Genomic DNA, 21,182 nt, shown 5'->3' with positions numbered 1-21,182 from the left:
TGATATATTAATTAATTAGTAATAGGTTGTAAGAATTTATTATATCTTTTTTGTTTTATTCTTTCTTGGGCTCTTGCGTAGTTTGGTGATTTATTTTTTAATTCTTCTTTTCTTGCGTCTATTTCTACATTTTTGACTTCTAATTTTTCTTCTAATTCGTTTTTTGTTTTGTGTTTGTTTGTGACATCAGAAAATAAATTTTTATTATAAATTAAATTTTCGATAATATCATTATATTCTTTTATAACTGATTCATCTTGTTTTTTAAATTCAGTTAATTGTTTTTTATCTACTTGCATTTTGTTTTTTAAATTATTATCTTCCATGCAAATTTTATATTCTTCTAGTTTTTTTTCGGAGTCTTTGAAATCGGCTTTGGCTTCGTCTAATTCTTTTTCTATTCTTTTAGTAATTGTTTCGAATGTTTGTTGGTCCATCATTTTAGGAGTTCCATCTTCGTTTTGCATTAATTGTTGAGCAAAGTGGACTGCACGGTGAACTTCGTGAACAATTAATCCGCCTTTCGCGATAATTCCAGCATCTTTTTTAGTTATTCCGCCGCCTACTGCTCTTAACATACCTCGTCCTCCGTAGGCATCCAAAAATAATTCGGCGCCTTGGAAAATAGCGTCACGAAGGTTACCGAAGCTAAATTCATGTGTTTTATCCCAAGCGGTTAAATTTTGTCTTGCGGCGTCAGCACCTGCTCTTATTGTTTCTAATCCTTTTTTTCTTACTTCGATTGCGGCTTGTTTTTCTTTTATTTCGTTGATGTTATTTTGGATTTCGGTGCGTCTTTGTTCAATGGATTTTATTTGGTTGAATAATTTTTGTTCACCAGAAGTCAATTTATCATAATCACGTTGTAAGGAATCTCTTAGTTTTATTGCGTTCGATAAATTTGCTTCATATTTTTCTCGAGTAGCTTCTAAATTCGCTATTTCTCTTTTAATTTTCATTATTTGTTCAACTATTTCTGTTGTTTGGCCTTGTAAATTTTGGATTTCATCTTGTAAACGTTTTTTATCGTCGGTGTTAGTCGTTATTTTTAGTTCTTCTTGTTTATCTTTTATTTCTTTGTCTTTGTTGTTTAATTCGGCTTCTTTTTGTTGAAGTTGACCTTTTAAAATAGTGATATTACCCGATGTATTTTTAAGTTGTTTTTTTATTTCTTTAATTTTATCTTCGTTTTTATCTAAGGCTTCTTTGATTTTAGCTTTTTGTTCTTGTGTTAGTTCTTGGGCTTTATGGAGTTCTTTTAATTCGGCCTCCATTTTGGTTAATTCTTGTTCCCAATTATCTTTTAATCCTTGGTAATTGTTGATGATTTCATCGTACTTATCAATGGCTTTATCGATTTCATTGATTAATTGACCGACATATTTAGAAGATGGTTCTTTTGGTTTATAAAAGAAACATAAGTAAATAAATCCTAAAACTCCTATGATAATTAAAAAGGAAGTTAAATAGCCTTTCCAAGTTGGTTTTTTGTTTGTTTGATTGGCGGAAAGTTTCCTTTTGAAAAAAAGGACGATGCCAAAGATGACGGAAGCCATCAAAAACCAAGTAAAATAAGACTTAAAGGTTAGATAAGTTTTAATTAGGTCTAAAGGTGTTTTCATAATTATTTACCTCCTTTCTCTTTGTTTTTTTGTTCGATGGTGTTTAAAATGGTGTCGTCTTGAGAAATTATCATTTTGTAAGCTTGTTTTAAGTCTTCTTGATTGATTTCGTTTCTTCGTGTTTCGCCTTGTCCTCGGTTTTTAGCGAAGGTTGCTACTGTTGTTTTTAACAGGTTTTCTAGAGTACGATTGGCTTTTTTGAATTCTTGGTTAACTGGTAATCTTTCTAAGGATTCATTAATAATATTGTATAAATATTTTTTCGCTTCTTCGCTGTAAGGATTTTTACGTTTGTTGATTAAGAATTCTAAGAAGGCTTTTCTTTCTTCTTTATTACCTGGTTTAACTTCGATGTTATAAGTGAATCGGGATTTGATGGCTTCATCAATTTGGTCGATGTGGTTTGTAGCGCCAATGATGAAAATTGGTTTGTCTTTGTTGTTTTCGAATGATGTCATTTCGGTTTTGAATTGGTTAACGATATTTGCATCTTCAGATCCAGGTTTTAAAGTGTTTATGGCTGTAAAGATAGTTTCACACTCGTCTAAGAAGATAATAGCTCCTTTTCCTTTTTGAGCTTCTTCACGTGCTTTGATGAATAATTCTGTTACCATTCTAGGACCTATTCCACAATATGTTTGTGAAAAAATAGCACTACTTACTTCAAAAAAGGGGGAGATTAGTTTCTTTAGCTAAAGCTCTGGCTAAGGTTGTTTTCCCAGTTCCAGGAACTCCATACATTAAAATACCTAAAGGCGAATCAACCTCACCAATATTGGTATAGTTTTCTTTATTGTTAAGGTAATCAATAAAACCTTCTACGGCTTGTTTTTCTTCTTTGAACCCAATTAATTGGTCGAAAGAAGGAAATTTTTGATTATTAGAAGGATGAAAGTTTGATTCTTCTTGATTATTTAATTGTTGTAAATTAGTGTTTGTTGTTTCTTGTGATTCTTTATTTGTATTGGTAATTTGGTTTTGGATTATATCTTTGTTTTGTTGTAGTTTGTCTTTCATTTCTTGGAGATTTTTATTTTGGATTTCTAATTTATGTTGTTGGGTTTCGAGGTTTCTTTCGGTTTCTGTTAAAGTTTGATGATGAATCCAAACATAAGTACTTAAAAATAAGACCATAGATGTTATTATGATTATGATTAAATTAGTTGAATTTTTATTTGATTTGTTTTTGATAGTCATCTTAGTTCCTTTCTAACAAAAAAGACCAATCATTAATTGGTCTTTTGATGTTTTATTATGCTAAATTAGTAATTTTATTTTCGATTGTTTGACTGCCGCCGCTATAAGCTGTGCCTTTAGAATCGACTAATTCGTAATCACAAATTAACTCTAATTGAGGGTTTTTATTAGTAATGATTTCTTTTTGTTCGATGCTAATTTGGATGTTAAGTGAACCGATGCCCTTATCATTTAATCTTATTTGTGGGCGTTTAGTATCATCATAATCATTGTTATCCACTTTTAAACCGACATTTAAATATTTTTCGGGATTAATAAAAGTTTGTTGTGTATCATATTTAGTTGATATTTTCAAATATAAAGGAACATTAATATCCATTCCGTCGGAGTTTAGCGTCGCTTCGTGTTCGATCGTAATTAAGTGATTATATTTTTGTTCGTTTAAGTTTGGAATAGGAATTGGTAAAAGGGTTTTATCTTCATTATTGCCACCTGTTCGTTCAATAGTGAAAAAGGAAGATTGTTCATTAATTGAATTTTTTCTTTTCTTTGTTTAGAAAAGTAATTAGTTAAAGCATAAATAGAAGCAATGGTAAAAAATAAACTGATCAAAACCACTAAAGTGGTAAAAATTTTATTTTTAGTTTGAATTTTCATAATTATTTTCCTCCTGGGATAATTGATTTAATGATATTGATAAAGTTTTTAATTTCCGTGGTAAACCAAGGAATTTTGTTTTCATAGTAAAGAGCTAATAAAGATAAAAGTGAATTTAAAATGATAATAATATAAGTGATTTTTTGTAAAAAAGGTAATTTTTTGATTGTTAAAATTTTGGTTTCCTTTGTTGTTGTTTTTGGTACATTGTTATTGGTTTTTTCTTGGTTTTTTGATTTATTTTTAGTTTTTTTGATAATTATTTTTGACATATTGGTTCTCCTTTGAATTTATTTTAATTTTAGTTCTTTCGCTTTATCTTTAATGGATTTTGAAAGTTTAAAAGCGACTACTGTTTTCGCAGGAATTTTTAATTTTTTCTTTGTTTTAGGATTTCTACCGATGTAGGCTTTTCTTGGTTTTAATTGGAATTTACCGATTTGAGGTGATAAAACTACTTCTTCATTAGTAGTAATTGCTTCGATTAAAGTCTTTTCGAAGATATGATAAAATTCTTCTGTTTTTGAAATTGAGGTTTTATTTACCTCAGCGATTTTTTTAATTAATTCTTTTTTTGTCATAATAATTTGACTCCTTTTTTGATTTTTTTTGAAAATTACTGTTATTTAAATTAAAATAGAGTTTCGCTTAAAATTTAATGATGTGAAAAGATGGTAAAAATTTTAATTCTACTCATAATTTTTAATAATGATTTCTTGATGGATTTTTTTGTTGGTGAGATAATGGCTTGTTGTTGTTTTTGTTTTAATGATGTGACAATTTGAAAATAAATGAAGAATTGGGGTTGTTTCATAATTGGTATATAACCATTTAACACCCCTTTTGGTTGCTTGGTGTAATTCCAAGGCTAATTGTTGATGATCAGTAAAAGAAAATGGTTTTTGGTAAAAATCTTTATCTTTAATCCCTTCATAATAATATGGTGGATCGATAAAAAGAAAATCGCCTTGTTGACTATTGGCGATAATTTGACGAAAATCCATACAATATAAAACATGTTTTTTCTTTTGGAAATGTCTTTGGAATGTAACTAATTCGTTTAAATTGATGATGGGAGTTGTTTGTTTGGGTTTATACCCAAAATTTGTTTTTAAATTACTTTGCTTATCATAACGAGTAATACCACGAAAAGCGTATTTATTTAAAACATAAAAGATAGCTGACCTGGTTAATTTTTTTCTTTTTTTGACATTTTGATTATATTGGTTTAATAAATGTTTAAAAGCTTGTTTTTGGTTCTTTTGGTTGTTATATTGGTAAATATAATTTTCTATGGCTTTGACCTTGTTAACAAAATGATGGGGATTTTGGAGACTTTGTTTCCACATAGTGATTAATTGGTGATCATTATCGTTTAAAATCGCTTTTGATGGTTGTAAATAAAAATAAAGAACCCCACTTCCTAAAAAAGGTTCGTAATAGGTTTTAAATTTAGAAGGTAAATGAGCAATAATTTGGGGTAAAAGTTTTTTCTTACATCCAATCCAATTAATTTTCATCTTTCTTCTCTTTATGCCATAAATAAAATAAAAAGAAAATATCAGAAAAGATGGCGATTGTAGCGTTAAATTTTAATCCTAATTCAAAATTGAAAAATAAAGCCATAATATTACTAATGATGAAAAATAAATAGGAAATGGTTAATAAAATAGGATATCTTTTTTTCATTTTGTCTCCTTTATTTTTTATTTCTTTTGGTGTCCTTACCAATAATTGTGTGTTTTTTTCAAATAAAAAACCCCTTTTGAAAAGGGGTTAGATGATTAAGTTTATTTGGTTGTTATTGAGTTTTATGAATTGATTGTTTTAAAAAGGTAAATTATCAGTTTGAGGTTTATTGTCTAAAAAGATCACGTTTTGAAGAATAACTTTAGTATTGATTTTGGTTTGACCTTCATTATTCGTGTATTTTTGGATGGATAAAGTTCCTTCAAGATAAATTTTCGAACCTTTATGTAAATATTTCTTCATGTTTTCGGCTTGTTTTCGAAAAGCGACACAGGGGATGAATTGGGTTATCTCTTTGTTATTAACTGCTAATTGAAAATCGATTTTAGGAATTTGTTCGTTGTTTGAATTGATATATTGTTTTTCTAAATCATGACTGAGACGGCCGATTAATTGAACTTTGTTTAACATAATTTTATTTTTCTTTCTTTTTGATATATTTTTTTAATTTTTTCATTATTAAAACTTTTGAAAACAAATGTATTGAACGACTATCTAATTTGTTGATGTTGGAATCGTTTATTACTGTTGTTTCAAAAGTTTTATGTTTGATTTTGATATAAAAAAAGATTACTTTGAAAGTAATCTGGTTTTTTTATTGTTTCAAATAACTAGTTTAACGTCATTACGGACGAGAAAGGTTAACGTTTTTTTGTTTTTTTTAATTTTTTGATAGCGATGTTTTTAATATTTTCTATTTGTTTTAAAGATAAATGGAGTTTTTGGGCTATTTCTTCATTCGAATAACTAGTTTGATAATCTTCGTTGATATTCCCTAAAGGAACACCAAAACTTAAATGGATAATTTTGAATTCGGTTTCGCTTAATTTTGCTTTCATTTTTTTTAAAAAATTTTCATGCTTAACTTGTTTTAACCATAATTGATGAGGATTTAGTTTATTTATTTGATATGGTTCACAAAAATCTTCTTGAAAAGAAAGATTATCCTTTTTATGATTTTTTTGTGGGATTGAAGGAGAATGGCTTTTTCTTATTATTTCTCTTATTTCCGATTTGATGGTTGGAGTAGCATAAGCGATAAAGTCATAACCTAAATCTTGGTAATGATTGAGGGCTTTGATTAATCCTAAAATCCCTTCTTGGTATAAATCTTCTTTAGTTAAAACTCGAGGATAATATTTAAATTGATTTACTATTTTTTTGATTAATGGTAAATGAAGTTCAATTAATTGATCTCGTATTTCTAAATTTTTTTTATTTTTTAAAAATTCTTTAAATAATTCTTCTCTTAACATTTAATTCCTTTCTAAAAACGTTTTTAGAAAAGATAAGAAATTATTTTTTTTAGTCTTAAGAAAAGAAAAAAAAGACTAACTTAATAGTTAACCTTAAAGAGTTTTTAAAAAGCAAAAAGTGTCTAAAGTTTTGGAACAGTTCAGATTATCTTCGTCTTTTTTGTTTGTAGGACAATTAACTTCATCCATAAAAAAGTCTTTATCTTCTTCTAGAAGGTATTTGGGGCCTTCGTAGTTGAGTTCTATGTAGTGATTTGAGTGGTCTACACTAACACGATTGCCCCCATCAAATTGTGAGTCTTTGTTTTTGTAGTTTGTGTGGAAATAATTGAAATCGGAGCCAGGGTGGTAGGGGAGGGGTTCGTTCCATTCATTGAATGGGTTTTTGCAGAATGTGGCGAGGTCAGTTGGTTCGTATTCTTGGTGTTTTCCTTTACCTAGTCCGTTTAGCCCATAGAAGATGTACTTTCTGTTTACTTGAGTATTATCTTTAGAGGGAGTTAAGTATTTTAATAATCCTTGCTTCCATTCTACATATTGGTCTTCTCATTCTTTTCTTCTAGCTTTTTTTTCAGTGTCAGAAAGTTTAATGTTTTGGAAAGTGTTAATAGCTTCATCTAGGTCTGAAGGCAACATGACTTCGTGGTTGGGGTTTTTGCGTTTGTATTTTTTAAATTTAAGAAGAGAAAGATTAATTATTTTGTCTTTTAAATCTCTGGTAGAATAGTTTTTACCTTTACATTTGTTAGCAATTTCTTTTAAATAAAGATAAGTGTGATAACTAATTTGATAATCAGCTACCAAAAATTGTAAAAATCCTTCAATTTCATCATCTTTTAATAAATCAATTTTAATTTCTTTGCTAAATCTACTTCTTAAAGCACTATCAATTTTATCTAAATGATTGGTAGCTCCCATTAAGACAATTTTTTTATCACTTCTTTTAAATCCATCTAATTTAGTTAATAAATTATTAACAATGTTGATGCTTGTTTTGTTAGATTGATTATCTTCACGATTAGCTAGTCCGCTAATTTCATCAATAAAGATAATTGTTTTTTCGTGTGATTCTGCTTCTTTCCATATTTTTTCCAATTCTTCATTTCCTTCACCAACATAAGTCTTATCAAATCTTGATGGTTCTAATACAATATAGTGTATACCTAATTCATTACATAAAGCTTCAATCAAAAAACTTTTTCCTGTTCCTGGGGGTCCATAAAGCAAATAACCTTTGGGACGAACTTTATCAAAATTAACCATATTAAAATCATCATCTTGAAAATATTCAATCAAATCTTCTAATTCTTCTTTTTCTTGTTTCATACCATATATATCAGAAAACATAATTTTTTGGTTTTGAGTTTGATAAGAAATATTGTTTTGTAAAGATTTGATTTCTTCTTGTAATTGTTTAATTTGTTTATCAAAACGGATTAATTGTCCGTCTAAAAATAAATCATAACTTTTTAATTTTTGGAATTCTTCAGCATTATCTTTGTTTTGAATCATTAAGTCTTTAATTATATTCTTATTAGCGTAATTCAAAGCCATCGCTTCTTGTAAAGTTTGAATTTTTTGGGTAATAAATAAATTATTGCTAGTTTTAATAATTTGAGAAGTGGTTGTTTTAATTTGTTCTTGGAATTTTGATTTTGTAGTTAATAATTGTTTTTTTTGTTCTATTAATTCCAAAGTTTGTTTATGGATTGGTTCTTTTTTGTCGTTAATTTTTTGTATTTTTTCGTTTAAAGAAACAATTTCTTGTTGTAATAGGGGCTTTTCTTCTTCTTTTAAGTCTTTATTTTGGAGGTTGTTTTCTTTATCTTCTTTGGTAGTTGTTAATTTTTTAAGTTTAATATTGAAATCATTCATTAACTCTAAATTTAATTTAATTTGTTGGGTTAATTGTTCTATTTGTTGATTTCTTTGTTTATTTTCATTAATTTGAGCTTCGTTAGTTTTTTTTAATTCTTCGAGATATTTTGATATTCCTTCAAAAGATTGGTTTTGTTCGGTGGGTGGATGGTTATTTTGAAATAAATTATTATTGTTATATTTTTTTAGAAAAAATCCATAAATCCATAAACCTAAAATGGCAAAACCACATACAACTAACAAATTCAAATAAATTTGTTTTAATTTCATATTAGTTCCTTTCTTTTATCTTTTTTTATTCGACATCATAATATAAAGTACGATTTTGTCCAGAACGTTTTTCATATAAATCAATTTTTTTTAAAGATTTAATATGACTATTCGTCCACAACATTCCTTCTTGAATATAATTATAAAAAGGAAATTTTAAAACAAAATCATAATTATGAATGTAAAAAGGTTCTTCGATTTTTTGATTAATTGGGTAAACAGCTACAATTTTATCTTTTTGAATATCTTTAATAATGATTTTATCTATTGCTAAATAACTAGGACCACCATAATTAGTTCCTTTATCATATATTATTTCTAAATGATAATTTTCGGGAGTAAAAGAAGTTGATTCTGGTATATAAGGTCTGTTATTACTCCAAAAAAAATACAAATCAGAAGCGCCGTTACCCATTTGAGTTAAAGTATCTAAATTATAAAGATTATTTTTTCCATCTCTGGTTCCTCCATCAAAATAAGCTAATAAAAAATCTTTAGGAGGGGGTTCTTTAATGCGGTATTGAAAATCAATTTCATTATTTAAAGAATTATTATTGTAAAGAGCATAACTAAAATTACTTTTAAAATTTTTATTAGGAAAATGATAATGAAGCCATCCTAAGGCGTCTTTGATATTGCTGTTTTCGCCTAAATGAACATTATAACATTTCATATTATCTATTTCTTTTTCTTTTATGGGGATGATTTTATCATAAAAATAATTATCTATTTCTTTAGATGAGAGTTTAAAAGCAGAATTAAATTTTTTTAATTCCGTATTTTTATTTGATGATTGTTCAACAGACAAAAAAACATTGTTTTTGTCTGTTGAATTAACAGGTTGGATAAAGTCATATTTTGGAGGTTGATAAATAATATTTGCAAATCCAAATCCGATAAAAACACAAAGAAAACAAATAAAGATTTTTTCAATAAGTGTTAATGTAATCATTTGTTTTATTGGGTTTCTAAATTAGTTATTTGTTTTTCGGTATTTTCTTTATATTTAATTAAATATTGTTTTAATTCAGAAGAAATTTGAGGGTCTTGCAATTCTTGTTCGATGACATTCTTTTTTGTTTTTAAATTAATGAGATTAACTTTTTTAGTTATTTGTTCATTAATGTTTTTTATATTGTTTTGATTTTGTGTTTTTTGGTTTTCTAAAGCAGTTTTAGTTGCACTATTTAAATCAGGTTGCACTAATTTTTGGTCTAATTGTGTAATATTAACAATATTTAATTCTTTATCTTTTAATAATTTTTGATATTTAATAATTTCTTTTTCTTTAAGTAATTTTGTTTCTGTAAGCGAATGTTTTTCTTCTAATTGATTTGTTGTTTTGATTTTATTATCAATTTCTAAAATTTCTTCTTCAGATTTTTTTAAGAATTTTTTTAAGAATAAATCAATTTGTAATTCTTTTTTTTGTTGGGTTTTTAATTTGACGATTTGTTCTATTACTTGTTTTTCTTGAGGAGACAAACTAGGCTCTTTTAATTCTTCATTTTTAATAGTTATTTCTTCATTTAATTGTTTAATTTTGTCATTATAATCATCAAAACAATCATCATTATTGGTTTGAAATATAGTGTTTTTGTTGACAATAATTTCATAAACAGGTTGTTTGGAATGATTAAAAAAATAATAACCAATACCTCCTGTAGTTGCAATTATCATTGTTAAAAGTAAAAAGAGATTGAAAAAATATCTTTTAGTTAGGATATTTTTTTTATTAATAATTTTTTTTGGGTTTATTTTAATTTTCATTTGAGTTTGTTTTCCTTTCTTTTTTTAATTATTTTCTTGATTTATTAAGGTTTCTAATGGGGTATTTTCCTTATATTCTTGTTTGATTGGAATTTTTTTATCGATATCTTTTTTAACATCTTTTATATTTTTTTGATTATTTGATTTTGGCGTTTCATTTTCTTTTGTTTTTCTTTTAATTGGGTAAGTATCGTTGGGATTGAATAGTTGAAGGAAACTGAAAAAGAAATATTTAAATACAAAGCATAAACCAGTAACAAATAATGCCCCAGATACAAAACCAATAGTAAAATTAGAATCAGTCATTTTGATTTTCCTTTCAGATTGGTGTGTGTGTTTTTTGAGATTTTAACAATCTTTTTCTTTCTTTTTTAGATTGCCAAATAGCTACTTTATGTTTTTGTTGTTCTATTTGGGATAATATTTCTTCTTGCGAAGTCTTTATTTGTTCTAGTTTTTGAAGTAATAATTGTTCTTGTTGTTCTTGTTTAGCATTTTTTATTTCTAAAGTTTGAAGTTTTTTATTAGGAAAAAATAGGTTTAGAATAGTTTGTTTAATAAAAACAATTGGTTTTTTAATTAATTTAAAAATAGGTTTAAAACCAGTAATGATTAATATTGTAAATAGAGTTGTTTGGATTCCATCCAATCTTCTTTCCATGATTTCAGTAGCGGTAAATCCTTTAGTGTAATTTAATATAAAATTACTAATTATTGTAAATATTGAAAAAATCCACATTATTTCCTACTTTCTTAATAATTTTTATAAAATTTATTCATTTGGTTTTAGGTAATTTCTTTTTATTTTTAAAGGTTTTGTTGGAATGATGTAAATTTATCCTTTTATCTTTGGGGATTTTGGTAGTTGAACGGTCTTTAAAGTAAGTTCCTTGGTATGTTTCGGTCATTGCATCGCTCATATTGTTTCTCCTTTTATTTTAATTGAAGTTTTTTGACTTCATCTTTAATTGGTTTTGACATTTTAAAACTAACAACCGTTTTTGCGGGTATTTTTAAGTTTTTACCAGTTCTTTTTCCTGTTTTTTTGCCTGTTTGTTTATTGATGATGAATTTAGTTTCGGGGGTTGTGTGGGCTTTTCTAGTTTTTAAGATGAATTTACCAATTTTAGAGGATAAAACCACTTCTTCATTTGATGTGATTGCTTTAATTAGAGCATTCTCAAATGAGTTGTAAAACTCTTCGGTTTGGGTTATTGAGGTTTTATTTACCTCAGCTATTTTTTTAATTAATTCTTTTTTCGTCATAATGATTTGACTCCTTTTTTGATTTTTTTTAATTGTTTGTTTATTTTTATTGGATTTTTAAAAGTTAATAATATCTTTAACAGTTCCATCGGGGTGGTAGCCTGTTTTTTTGATTTTTTTTCCTGTTTGTGGGTCATATTCAATGATGAAGTCAATTTTTTTGCTGTTGAGGTTGTTGTAGTAGGTTTTTTTGATGATTGTACCAGTTTGAGGGTCGGATTCAATGATTAAATCAATTGTTATTCCGTCGGGGTTGTAATTGGTTTCTTTGATTATTTCACCAGTTTGAGGATCGTATTCAGTGATGTACCAAATTGTCACGCCGTCTGGGTTGTAAGTGGTTCTTTTGATTATTTGGTTGTTTTCGTTAGATTCCTCGGTTATTTTGTATCCGTTATTATCAATAATTTCTTTTATAATTTTTTTCATTTTTTTAAAATCTCCTTTTATTTTTATTGATTCCAAAAGTTAATGATTTTTTTAATAGTTCCATCATCATAGTAATATGTCTTTTTGAGTAATATGCGTGCGCTATCCTCTCCATCATATTCTTTTATATAATCAATAGTTTCGCCATCGGACTTGTAATATGTCTCTTTGATTAGTTTGTCAATATCTCTTTCGTAACTTTCTATATAATCAATAGTTTTGCCATCAGCTTGATAAAAAACTTCTTGAAACGTAAAGCTAGTATTTTTAACGGATTCAATTATACAGTCAATAGTTTTATCAGAACGATAATAAATTATTTTTTCATCATCTTTATAATAAGTTGCTTTAACTATATGGCCAGTGATTTTGTCGAATTCTTGAACGACTTTAATTCCGTAATCATCAATAAATTCTTTAATAATTGTTTTCATTTTTTTCTCCTTTTTTTATAAAAAAAGTCCCTTTTGGGGACTTAATTTTTTAAATATTATTTGGTTTTGTTATCTAAAAAAATGACATTTTGAATAATTACTTTGGATGTTGTTCGCGTTTTACCTTCGTTGGTGGTATATTTTTGGATGGATAATGCGCCTTCTGCATATATTTTTGAACCTTTATTTAAATATGTACTCATGGTTTCAGCTTGATTTCTAAAAACGACACAAGGGATGTATTGAACTTTATCTTTATTGTTAATTGCTAAATTGAAATCTATTTTAGGTATTTGTTCGTTGTTGCTATTGATATATTGTTTTTCTAGGTTATGAGCGATATTACCGATTAATTGTACTTTATTTAACATTTTTTATTCTCCTTATTTTTATAATTTGGGTTTAGTTTTCTAATTGCATTATCTTTTAAATCTTCAATTTGGGAGAGTTTTAAATTAAGTTTTTGCGCGATTGCATGATTTGATAGGGGTTGTTGATTAGGTTTGTTGTTGTTTTTTAATGAGATACCAAAATTTAAACAAATAACATTGAATTCATTTTTGCTTAGTTTAGTTTTTAGTTTTTTTATTAATAATTCATGTTTTACTTGTTTTAGCCATAATTGATGTGGATTAAGGATTTTATCCCAATTAGATTGTTTGTATTGTTCTTCTTTAAAACTGATATTATTTGGTTTGGTTGTTTTTTGGGGGATTGAATGTGAGTGGCTTTTTCTTATTAGTTCGCTGATTGCAAATTTTATTTTTGGAGTTGCGTAAGTAACAAAGTCATAGCCTAAATCTTGGTAATTATTGAGGGCTTTGATTAATCCTAAAATCCCTTCTTGATATAAATCTTCTTTAGTTAAAACTTTAGGGTAATACTTAAATTGATAAGTTAGTTTTTTTACTAAAGGTAAATGAAGTTCGATTAATTGATTGCGAATTTCTAAATTCTTTTTATTTTTTAAAAAATCTTTAAATAATTTTTGTCTTAACATTCAATTCCTCTCTAAAAACGTTTTTTAGAAAAGATATGAAATTATTTTTTTAGTCTTTGAAACAAAAAAAAGACTAACTATTAAGTTAGTCTTAAAGAATTTTTAAAAAGCAAAAAGTGTCTAAACTTTTGGAACACCTCACGCATCCGTTTGAAACAAAAGTACTTCAGCAGCACGCCCGCTAAGATTAATAATAACTTCATCTAAATAATCTTTTTCTTTCATAATGTTATCATCTAGTCGATAATAAGAAGTTCCACCATCAGCATTATAATTACTCAAAGTTTGGGCAGAAACTGAATTAATAATTCTGCCTACACTCAAAGCAACAACTGTATGTACTGCTTCGTGTACTGCTGTTTTGAGCATTTTTTCATCAATTTGGTTATAATCAAGATTATTAAAATCTAAAGTTTTAGAAAAGTTAGGTTGTGTGTGTTCTTCAGATTTTTTAACATTATATTGAAGTTTGTTTGTTAATATTAAAAAACCAAAAACGCTACTTTCTATTAGAATTAAAACCACCAAAATTCCTAACCATACATATACATTTCTTTCCTTTTTCAATATTTTAATTTTCATAGTTAATTTGTCTTATTTTCTTTGAAATTAGGTTTATTTGTCAAGATTATTTTTTATAAATTTCAATATTTTTTTCTTTCTATTTATTTCTTTTTTAAAAAATGTTAAAATAAAATGAGCTAATTGCAATTGCAAAACTAAAAACTAAAAAAAGATAATGTTAAAATAAAATAATTGTTGTTTTCTTCATGGTAAATTTTTTACATCCTTTTTGCTCCTCTTTTAAAAATTAGCAGAAGTGATTCAAAAAACTGATATTAATGTCATTTTATCACAAAAAAACGATAAAATTTGCTCACTAATCCTTATATTCTGATAGTTTTACTTGCAATTTTATAAATAAAAAAAGAGACTTTAAAAAAGCCTCTTTTTGGGATTTAGATTTATTTTGGCAAAATATTTTAATTATTCAATAATTTTAATTCTAAGTTGATAACAAAAACAAAAATAAATCGATAAAATTAACAAAAAAATAAATTAAAATTATTTATCCAATTCTTAATTTAGCAACCAAAATATGATTATCTTTAATAATTCTTTCTATATCTATTTGTTGTAAAAGTTTCTTTTGGTCTATTTCTTGGGCAATAATATCTAATAAATCTTTATTATTTGCAACAATATTATAAGCTTGTTGAAATAATTTATTCAAATCTACTTTATTTAATTGATTATTTTCCATTAAAAGTTTTTCTATAAATTGAAAATCATCATCAATTCCTGAAAATATTTTTTCTTTTGGAATTTTGCCTTGATTAGCTAAATACTGTTGCGCAGCTGCACCTCCAAAAGCTTGTAAAACTAATCTTTGCCAACCTTGATTTAATTTTGGATGCCTAACAACTGTTTGTCCAAAAAAAAACATCGAATCAGCGGTCAAATCAGTAGTTGTTTCTTGAATATAAATTTTGGCAACCGAACATAATGCAAAAGGAAATTGCAAAACTATTAAGGCATGTCCTGCTTCATGATAAGCTGTTAGTTGACTAGGAGTAAGGGGTGTTGGTGTTTGCATCATAGAAAAATGCAAAATATGAGAAAAATCAGGTTTTAGGATTTGTCCATTAGCACACCAAATTTCTTTAATAGTTTGTATATTGTCTTGTGTTGGCATATAATATTTAAAAATAGATCCACTTGGTAAAATCACTTGTGTAAGCAAACAAGAGTCTAAAAAACCTTCAATAATTATGCCATTTGGTTGGATTTCTCTTAAAAATTTTTTTTCTTCTTGTAAAATAGAACAATTAAACTTTTTATTTTGGTGCTCTTTGGCTTGTATGGCAATTTGCATCACTTTATTATCGCGGTGTTCTTTGCCTTCTTTCATTAACTGAGTTTCCAAAAGTTCAGGCATTAAAGGAATATATTTTTCATCCGTATAAATATTATAATGAGGTTTTGCAGAAGATAAATGGTGTTTTTTTAATGACATATTGATAGAAGGTTTTGTAAAACAAGCCCCTACAGGAACAACATCACAAATAATATGGGTTGGGTTAGTATTTAAATCAATTGACAATTTTTTTGGCAAATCTATAAATTCTTTTATCCCAATTATTACAAAAATAATAATAGCAATGTTTGTCCAAAATAATTTTGGGATTTTAGAAATCATATTTAGTTTTTTATCTCCTTAAAATTAAAAAAGTTAAATTAAAATTTAACATGAAAAAATAACAGAATAAAGTGATTAATATTATTTGAAATAATAAAGTTTTTTGGATGATATAAAATAAAATCATATAGCAAATAATAAATAATGTGCTTTATTAATGGATGATAAATTTTATACTTGATAATTAGTTATCAAAATGATATACTACAAATAAACAAATATTAAAATTCTACATCATATATTATTATATTTTATAATATGGATTTAAGAATTATAAATTTGAATGCATTTGGGTGATTTATATATTTAATAAAACCACTTTAAAAAAATTTTATAACTAATTCCATCCTTAAAAATTTATTATTTTGTTTCATCCAATCCCAAATCACAACAACTGCCAAAAATTAACTAAAACGGATACAAAAAAATAACAATTTTTTTTCAAAATTCACCCAATTCCACCCAAATAATTCCCAAAATAACGGTTTTTGGTTCCAAATTCCCAAAATAATGCATTTTTTTAACATTTATTATTAGCTTTTATTTTTTGTTTTGTTATAATTTAATCAGGCTTATAAAAAATAATTGATCATCAAAAGAAAGATGACTAGAATAAACGAACTAAAAAATAATTTAATTTTGCAAAATTGAACCAAGATAATACTTTATAACTTTGGTTGTGGCACTTTTCTGATTTATTTTTAGTAGTTATAAAAACAATATAACTAATTTATTAAACTTGCAAATGCAAAACAAAAAGGCAAGAGCAAGAAGGCAAAAAAACATACAAATGACTTTGCACACAAACAAGACTAACAAACCACATAAACCACATAACTCAAAACCCCAACCAAACTTCCCCACCAAAAAATTATCTTACTCAATTATCATCCTTATTATTTTGAATTCCTTTATTCCATTTAATTTTATCCACCATTATAGCCTTGCAAATATTTTTTATATATCAGTTAACAAAATACTAAAATATAAATTTAGTCAAAGGAAACAACTTTATATGAATAAAAAAGAAGAAATTTTGCAAATCAGTCGTCTTGATAAAGATGCTGTTGTCAAACATCTAAACACCGATGCTTGCGGACTTACTGACAAACAAGCCCAAGAAAGACAAACTCTCTACGGTAAAAATATTATCAAACAAGGCGAATCTTTTCCGTTTTGGCAACAATTCATCAAACAATTTACCTCGGTAATGGCTATTTTATTATGGATAGCAGCATTAATGATTTTTGTAATTAATCCCAAAGAAGCAGCCATCGGTATTTCTATTATTTTAGTTATCATTGTAAATGGCTTATTTTCTTTTTCCCAAGAATACAAAGCTGATAAAATGTTGTCTTCCTTAGGTAAAATGATTCCTAAAAAAGTTCAAGTTTACCGCAACAAAAAAATAGAATTAATGGATGTTATTGAACTTACCATTGGAGATGTCATCTTTTTAGAAACAGGAACCCAAGTTCCAGTAGATGCACGTATTATTCAATCTAATAGCTTTTTTGTTGACAACTCAATGTTATCAGGCGAAACCATTCCTTTAAACCGTACTGAAATGCCAAACCTCGAAGATAATCATTCCATTGCTGAAATGCCTAATTTAGTTTATGCAGGTACTACAGTTACTCAAGGTAGTTGTTTTGCAGTTGTTTATGCTATTGGAAACAACACCCAAATTGGAGAAGTTTCAAGCATTGCTCAAAGCATTGAAAAAGGCAAAAGCCTTCTAGACCAAGAAATGAACCACATTGTTAAAAAAGTAAGTATTATTGCTTCTTGTGCAGCTTTATTTGTCTTTATGATTTGTTTTTTCAAAGCAGAAAAATATAATATAGATTCTTTTAGAGCAGCAATTGTTTGTGCAGTTGGTATGTTAGTTGCAAACATTCCTGAAGGCTTACTTCCTACCGTTAATCTAAGTTTAGCAGTTGGTTCTCAAAGAATGGCTAAACAAAACGCTTTAGTTAAAAAAATCTCTTCCCTAGAAACCCTCAGTTCTACTACTGTTATTTGTACTGATAAAACAGGAACTCTAACTCAAAACCAACTTACAGTAAGAAAAATTGTAACTCCTGATGGCACTATCAAATTAAAAGGTTCTGGCTATAACGACGAACAAACATTTAGTGTTTGCCCAAACAATACTGTCTCCAAAAAAGGAATTGAAAAATTCTTAATTGCATCAGTTCTATGCTCTGAGGCTAAATTAGTTCCTACGCCAACTAAACCCCACCAATTTGAATTAATCGGTAATCCTACTGAAGGAGCTTTATTAATTGCTGCTAAAAAATACGGTTACAACATTGAAGAAGTAAAAAACAACTTAGAAATCATCCAATTAAACCCATTTACTTCCGAACGTAAAAAAATGAGTGTCTTAGTTAAAAACAACCAAGAACCTGCATATGACACCAATTCACAATATCTCTTTATTAAAGGAGCTCCTAATATTGTCCTTGAACAATGTCAAATGCAATACAAAGGTTCTCAAGTAAGTCCTTTTAGCCCTCATGAAAAAGAATCTTTCCTTAAACAAAACGACCAATTTGCAAGCCAAGGATACCGCGTTCTTGCTCTTGCTTACAAAAAAATTGAACAAAATCCTCCCCTAGAAGAAGATATGGTTTTCTTAGGTTTTGCAGTTAATTACGACCCACCAAGAGAAGAAGTTAAAGAAGCAGTTAAAAACTTAACTCAAGCAGGACTAAAAATTACTATTATTACAGGAGATTACAGTCTTACTGCTGCTGCCATTGGTAAACAAGTAGGAATCATCCAAGACAAGTTCGTTGGTTTAGACGGCTGTGACCTTGACAAAATGTCTTTAGAAAAATTACAAGAAGTCCTCAAAAGCCCTCATCCAGTTGTCTTTTCACGCACTACTCCCAAACATAAATTAAAAATTGTTCAAGCATACCGCAACAATGGAGAAGTAGTAGGAGTTACTGGCGACGGAGTTAATGACATTTTAGCCCTTAAAGCAGCTCACATAGGAATTGCTATGGGAAAAGCAGGCACTGATGTTGCTCGTAATGCTGCTGATATGATTTTATTAGATGATAATTTTGCAACTATTTCCAAAGCTGTTTTAGAAGGACGTTGTATTTATGAAAACATCAAAAAATTCATAACTTATGTCTTTGCTTCTAATATCCCTCAAATCTTTCCTTTCATCGCTATTGCTTTTTTAGGAGTTACAGAACCTTACTTATATGTTTTACAAATTTTAGCAATTGATCTTTTAACTGACTTAATTCCTGCTATTGCTCTAGGAGCTGAAGAAACTGACCCAAGTTTATTAGTCCAAAAACCACGTACTAAAAACGACCATCTAATGGACGCTAAAGTATTAAAACGTAGTTATGGCTTTTTAGGAATAGTTGAAGGTTTAATGTCTTTAGCATTTTTTTGTGCAGTTTACAATTTTAATACAAAAGACAACTTCTTCCTAGCTTCTACTATGGCATTTGGAGCTGTTATCTTTGCTCAAGTAGGAAACGCATTTGCTTGTCGTTCTAACAAACTTTACTTTTGGCAAACTATCAAAAAACCTAATAAAATATTGTACTATGGTATTATAATTGAAGTATTATTCTTTGTATTAATTACTAAATTTAGTTCTTTAAGTGATATATTCCATACTAAGGATATTAATATATCTCATTATTTATGTTTATTATTATGTCCTTTAGTTATGTTATTATTTGATACTATCTGGAAAAAAGTATTTGCATTTAAGAACCAAAAACAATCAAAAATAAACTAATACTTACAATTAAATAATTTATAAAAGACCTCTTTTTTAGAGGTCTTTTTTTGTTTATTAATATAATTATTAAGTCTCCTAAACTCATAAAACTACTTTTTTAACTATTATTGAACGTTCTTTACGCAAAAAAAGAGTAAAATAAAAGTAAGTGAAATGTTTTTTGTTCCCTATAAAACTAAAAGGAAATGATAAAGGAGACAAAAAATATGCAACAACCACAAAAAGACAATAAAAATTTTATTGTACTTACAATAGCATTTACAGTATTAATGTTAGGATTAATTTTAGGTGTTTGTTGGGTTTTAAAATCTAAACAAGAACCAACAAAAGAAGAAACATTTAAACCGCCCACACAAACTTACAAACCTGATTATAGTAATAACGAAGGAACTTATACAGGAAGTCAAGTCAATCAAAATCCTTACTTGCCTTCTCAAACATTTACAACCACATCACAACCACAAACAACAAACTCTCAACCAACTCAAACCCAAACTCCACAAGGAAAACTAATCAAAAAACAAGAATATAAATCCAATGGCACAAAATCTGATTATTGTACCTACGAATACAACTCCAAAGGACAACCAACCAAAAAACAAAATTATGATTTTGATGGCACAAAAGATAATTACATCACCTACGAATACAACTACCAATGATTATTTTCATAATTGAAGCATTTCACAATAACCTCTTATTTATAAGAGGTTATTTCTTTTAATAATATTAATCATATATATAATAAAAACAAGTTAATTACTTAACTTGTTTTTATTATATCTTAATTTAATTTTATATAATGTTTTTCTTTGGGTTTAACTTCTTTTTTTGGAACACTTAATTTTAATAAACCTTGTTCCAAAGAACCTTTAATATCTTCTAAAAGAAAATCATCACCTAAATAAAAACTACGTCTCAAAAATCCTTGAAATCTTTCTTTACGTATAAAATTAGCTTCTTTAATTTGATTTTTTTTAGAATTTTTAGCCTCAACTACTAAATAGCCTTCTTCCAAAGCAACTTTAACATCTTCTTTTTTAAAACCTGGTAATTCAATAGTAATAAAGTATTGATTATCTTGTTCTTGAATATCAGTTTTCATAATATTGTTGTTGTTAGTTAAAGAATTTGTTTTAAAATCTTCAAATAAATTTTCTAATAAATCTTGATTTTGATTAATTAAACTAAATAGCATTTTTATCACTCCTTTTTTCTTCTTTCTAACTTAAAAAATGAAAAAACGATTTTCTATAATTTGTTCATTTGAACTTAAAGCGATTTTAGATGAAAATATAAATCTTTACTGTCTTTTTTGATAATCTCTTATATTTATTTTTTTTTATAATATGTATAAAACATTTAATCCTTTAAGCTCAATTTTATTTTAACAAAAATTTTTGGCACTGTCAATACATTATTGCTATTTTTTTTACAAACTAATAAATAAATTTTAGGGTAAAATAATAATGAAGGGTGTTTTACATTTGAAATAAATCCCAAAAGAAAAAAAATACTTTTATTTATATTTTATTTAACATCGCTCATAATTAGAAAAGAGTTTTATGAAAAGAATTAATTTTTATCGTAAATTTATCTTATTTTTTAACATATCTATTCTTTTTTGGCTAAGTTTTATTCAATTACAAAATTACTCTTATACTAGTCAATTT

General features: G+C 27.0%; 22 protein-coding genes and 3 pseudogenes. 2 read left to right on the top strand and 23 right to left on the bottom strand.

Translation table 11 applies throughout. The features are described from left to right. Positions 1–11 precede the first annotated feature (11 nt). The 22 genes and pseudogenes from QN326_RS00330 to QN326_RS00225 all read right to left on the bottom strand — a co-directional run bounded on the left by QN326_RS00330 (position 12) and on the right by QN326_RS00225 (position 15,728). A complete protein-coding gene (locus tag QN326_RS00330; protein WP_342386605.1) occupies positions 12–1,622 on the bottom strand; it encodes a DNA double-strand break repair protein Rad50 in 1,611 nt (536 codons plus the stop codon). A gap of 2 nt (positions 1,623–1,624) precedes the next feature. Then, a pseudogene (locus tag QN326_RS00325) lies at positions 1,625–2,819 on the bottom strand (AAA family ATPase). A gap of 55 nt (positions 2,820–2,874) precedes the next feature. Continuing rightward, positions 2,875–3,476, bottom strand: a pseudogene (locus QN326_RS00320) (hypothetical protein). Positions 3,477–3,478: 2 nt separating this feature from the next. Then, positions 3,479–3,748, bottom strand: a complete 270-nt coding sequence (locus tag QN326_RS00315) for a hypothetical protein (protein ID WP_017192991.1) — start codon at positions 3,746–3,748, stop codon at positions 3,479–3,481. Positions 3,749–3,766: 18 nt separating this feature from the next. Continuing rightward, a complete protein-coding gene (locus tag QN326_RS00310; protein WP_342386604.1) occupies positions 3,767–4,057 on the bottom strand; it encodes an HU family DNA-binding protein in 291 nt (96 codons plus the stop codon). A 108-nt stretch (positions 4,058–4,165) separates the two neighbouring features. After that, complete coding sequence (locus QN326_RS00305; protein ID WP_342386603.1) at positions 4,166–4,996, bottom strand: DNA adenine methylase; 831 nt, start codon at positions 4,994–4,996, stop codon at positions 4,166–4,168. Beyond that, positions 4,986–5,165 (bottom strand): hypothetical protein, encoded by a 180-nt coding sequence (locus tag QN326_RS00300; RefSeq protein ID WP_017193191.1) that lies wholly within the window; start codon positions 5,163–5,165, stop codon positions 4,986–4,988. Before QN326_RS00300 ends, QN326_RS00305 begins: the two co-directional genes overlap by 11 nt. A 138-nt stretch (positions 5,166–5,303) precedes the next feature. After that, positions 5,304–5,636, bottom strand: a complete 333-nt coding sequence (locus QN326_RS00295) for a single-stranded DNA-binding protein (RefSeq protein ID WP_342386602.1) — start codon at positions 5,634–5,636, stop codon at positions 5,304–5,306. Between the two features lie 230 nt (positions 5,637–5,866). Further along, positions 5,867–6,481, bottom strand: coding sequence for a sigma-70 family RNA polymerase sigma factor (locus QN326_RS00290; RefSeq protein WP_342386601.1), 615 nt, complete (start codon positions 6,479–6,481; stop codon positions 5,867–5,869). A 93-nt stretch (positions 6,482–6,574) separates the two neighbouring features. Continuing rightward, positions 6,575–8,629 (bottom strand): annotated as a pseudogene (locus tag QN326_RS00285) (AAA family ATPase). Between the two features lie 25 nt (positions 8,630–8,654). Then, positions 8,655–9,581 carry a hypothetical protein gene (locus tag QN326_RS00280; protein ID WP_342386599.1) on the bottom strand — a complete coding sequence of 309 codons (927 nt, stop codon included), beginning with the start codon at positions 9,579–9,581 and terminating at the stop codon, positions 8,655–8,657. 5 nt (positions 9,582–9,586) lie between these two features. Then, entirely contained in the window at positions 9,587–10,399 is an 813-nt protein-coding gene (locus QN326_RS00275) for a hypothetical protein (RefSeq protein WP_034172485.1), read from the bottom strand. A gap of 24 nt (positions 10,400–10,423) precedes the next feature. Continuing rightward, positions 10,424–10,705 (bottom strand): hypothetical protein, encoded by a 282-nt coding sequence (locus QN326_RS00270; protein ID WP_342386598.1) that lies wholly within the window; start codon positions 10,703–10,705, stop codon positions 10,424–10,426. 13 nt (positions 10,706–10,718) lie between these two features. Continuing rightward, complete coding sequence (locus QN326_RS00265; RefSeq protein ID WP_342386597.1) at positions 10,719–11,138, bottom strand: hypothetical protein; 420 nt, start codon at positions 11,136–11,138, stop codon at positions 10,719–10,721. A 37-nt stretch (positions 11,139–11,175) separates the two neighbouring features. Next, positions 11,176–11,319 (bottom strand): hypothetical protein, encoded by a 144-nt coding sequence (locus tag QN326_RS00260; RefSeq protein WP_342386596.1) that lies wholly within the window; start codon positions 11,317–11,319, stop codon positions 11,176–11,178. A 13-nt stretch (positions 11,320–11,332) separates the two neighbouring features. After that, positions 11,333–11,665 carry an HU family DNA-binding protein gene (locus QN326_RS00255; protein WP_342386595.1) on the bottom strand — a complete coding sequence of 111 codons (333 nt, stop codon included), beginning with the start codon at positions 11,663–11,665 and terminating at the stop codon, positions 11,333–11,335. A 57-nt stretch (positions 11,666–11,722) separates the two neighbouring features. After that, positions 11,723–12,094: a DUF2963 domain-containing protein gene (locus tag QN326_RS00250; protein ID WP_017193723.1), complete on the bottom strand. Its 372-nt coding sequence runs from the start codon at positions 12,092–12,094 to the stop codon at positions 11,723–11,725. 23 nt (positions 12,095–12,117) lie between these two features. Then, entirely contained in the window at positions 12,118–12,528 is a 411-nt protein-coding gene (locus QN326_RS00245) for a DUF2963 domain-containing protein (RefSeq protein WP_034172330.1), read from the bottom strand. A gap of 56 nt (positions 12,529–12,584) precedes the next feature. Then, positions 12,585–12,899, bottom strand: a complete 315-nt coding sequence (locus tag QN326_RS00240; RefSeq protein WP_342386546.1) for a single-stranded DNA-binding protein — start codon at positions 12,897–12,899, stop codon at positions 12,585–12,587. Further along, complete coding sequence (locus QN326_RS00235; protein ID WP_342386594.1) at positions 12,893–13,528, bottom strand: sigma-70 family RNA polymerase sigma factor; 636 nt, start codon at positions 13,526–13,528, stop codon at positions 12,893–12,895. Before QN326_RS00235 ends, QN326_RS00240 begins: the two co-directional genes overlap by 7 nt. Before the next feature lie 138 nt (positions 13,529–13,666). Then, entirely contained in the window at positions 13,667–14,110 is a 444-nt protein-coding gene (locus QN326_RS00230; RefSeq protein ID WP_342386593.1) for a hypothetical protein, read from the bottom strand. A 487-nt stretch (positions 14,111–14,597) separates the two neighbouring features. Then, positions 14,598–15,728, bottom strand: a complete 1,131-nt coding sequence (locus QN326_RS00225) for a hypothetical protein (RefSeq protein WP_034172415.1) — start codon at positions 15,726–15,728, stop codon at positions 14,598–14,600. 1,015 nt (positions 15,729–16,743) lie between these two features. Here QN326_RS00225 and QN326_RS00220 point away from each other — a divergent pair. Then, positions 16,744–19,506 (top strand): cation-translocating P-type ATPase, encoded by a 2,763-nt coding sequence (locus QN326_RS00220; RefSeq protein ID WP_342386592.1) that lies wholly within the window; start codon positions 16,744–16,746, stop codon positions 19,504–19,506. 209 nt (positions 19,507–19,715) lie between these two features. Then, positions 19,716–20,171, top strand: a complete 456-nt coding sequence (locus tag QN326_RS00215) for a hypothetical protein (RefSeq protein WP_034172147.1) — start codon at positions 19,716–19,718, stop codon at positions 20,169–20,171. Positions 20,172–20,293: 122 nt separating this feature from the next. On the opposite strand, the gene QN326_RS00210 is transcribed toward QN326_RS00215, so the two are convergent. Then, a complete protein-coding gene (locus QN326_RS00210; protein WP_041624602.1) occupies positions 20,294–20,707 on the bottom strand; it encodes an Hsp20/alpha crystallin family protein in 414 nt (137 codons plus the stop codon). Positions 20,708–21,182: the final 475 nt, after the last annotated feature.

The organism is Candidatus Phytoplasma asteris (assembly GCF_038505995.1).
Classification (GTDB): Bacteria; Bacillota_I; Bacilli_A; order Acholeplasmatales; family Acholeplasmataceae; genus Phytoplasma; species Phytoplasma asteris.
Note: the sequence above shows the minus strand (reverse complement) of the source record. Positions and strands in the feature narration are given on the sequence as shown.

Coding starts and splice junctions, on each gene's coding strand:
- QN326_RS00330 (WP_342386605.1), bottom strand. CDS start 1,622: ATGAAAACACCTTTAGACCTAATTAAAACTTATCTAACCTTTAAGTCT.
- QN326_RS00315 (WP_017192991.1), bottom strand. CDS start 3,748: ATGTCAAAAATAATTATCAAAAAAACTAAAAATAAATCAAAAAACCAA.
- QN326_RS00310 (WP_342386604.1), bottom strand. CDS start 4,057: ATGACAAAAAAAGAATTAATTAAAAAAATCGCTGAGGTAAATAAAACC.
- QN326_RS00305 (WP_342386603.1), bottom strand. CDS start 4,996: ATGAAAATTAATTGGATTGGATGTAAGAAAAAACTTTTACCCCAAATT.
- QN326_RS00300 (WP_017193191.1), bottom strand. CDS start 5,165: ATGAAAAAAAGATATCCTATTTTATTAACCATTTCCTATTTATTTTTC.
- QN326_RS00295 (WP_342386602.1), bottom strand. CDS start 5,636: ATGTTAAACAAAGTTCAATTAATCGGCCGTCTCAGTCATGATTTAGAA.
- QN326_RS00290 (WP_342386601.1), bottom strand. CDS start 6,481: ATGTTAAGAGAAGAATTATTTAAAGAATTTTTAAAAAATAAAAAAAAT.
- QN326_RS00280 (WP_342386599.1), bottom strand. CDS start 9,581: ATGATTACATTAACACTTATTGAAAAAATCTTTATTTGTTTTCTTTGT.
- QN326_RS00275 (WP_034172485.1), bottom strand. CDS start 10,399: ATGAAAATTAAAATAAACCCAAAAAAAATTATTAATAAAAAAAATATC.
- QN326_RS00270 (WP_342386598.1), bottom strand. CDS start 10,705: ATGACTGATTCTAATTTTACTATTGGTTTTGTATCTGGGGCATTATTT.
- QN326_RS00265 (WP_342386597.1), bottom strand. CDS start 11,138: ATGTGGATTTTTTCAATATTTACAATAATTAGTAATTTTATATTAAAT.
- QN326_RS00260 (WP_342386596.1), bottom strand. CDS start 11,319: ATGAGCGATGCAATGACCGAAACATACCAAGGAACTTACTTTAAAGAC.
- QN326_RS00255 (WP_342386595.1), bottom strand. CDS start 11,665: ATGACGAAAAAAGAATTAATTAAAAAAATAGCTGAGGTAAATAAAACC.
- QN326_RS00250 (WP_017193723.1), bottom strand. CDS start 12,094: ATGAAAAAAATTATAAAAGAAATTATTGATAATAACGGATACAAAATA.
- QN326_RS00245 (WP_034172330.1), bottom strand. CDS start 12,528: ATGAAAACAATTATTAAAGAATTTATTGATGATTACGGAATTAAAGTC.
- QN326_RS00240 (WP_342386546.1), bottom strand. CDS start 12,899: ATGTTAAATAAAGTACAATTAATCGGTAATATCGCTCATAACCTAGAA.
- QN326_RS00235 (WP_342386594.1), bottom strand. CDS start 13,528: ATGTTAAGACAAAAATTATTTAAAGATTTTTTAAAAAATAAAAAGAAT.
- QN326_RS00230 (WP_342386593.1), bottom strand. CDS start 14,110: ATGAAAATTAAAATATTGAAAAAGGAAAGAAATGTATATGTATGGTTA.
- QN326_RS00225 (WP_034172415.1), bottom strand. CDS start 15,728: ATGATTTCTAAAATCCCAAAATTATTTTGGACAAACATTGCTATTATT.
- QN326_RS00220 (WP_342386592.1), top strand. CDS start 16,744: ATGAATAAAAAAGAAGAAATTTTGCAAATCAGTCGTCTTGATAAAGAT.
- QN326_RS00215 (WP_034172147.1), top strand. CDS start 19,716: ATGCAACAACCACAAAAAGACAATAAAAATTTTATTGTACTTACAATA.
- QN326_RS00210 (WP_041624602.1), bottom strand. CDS start 20,707: ATGCTATTTAGTTTAATTAATCAAAATCAAGATTTATTAGAAAATTTA.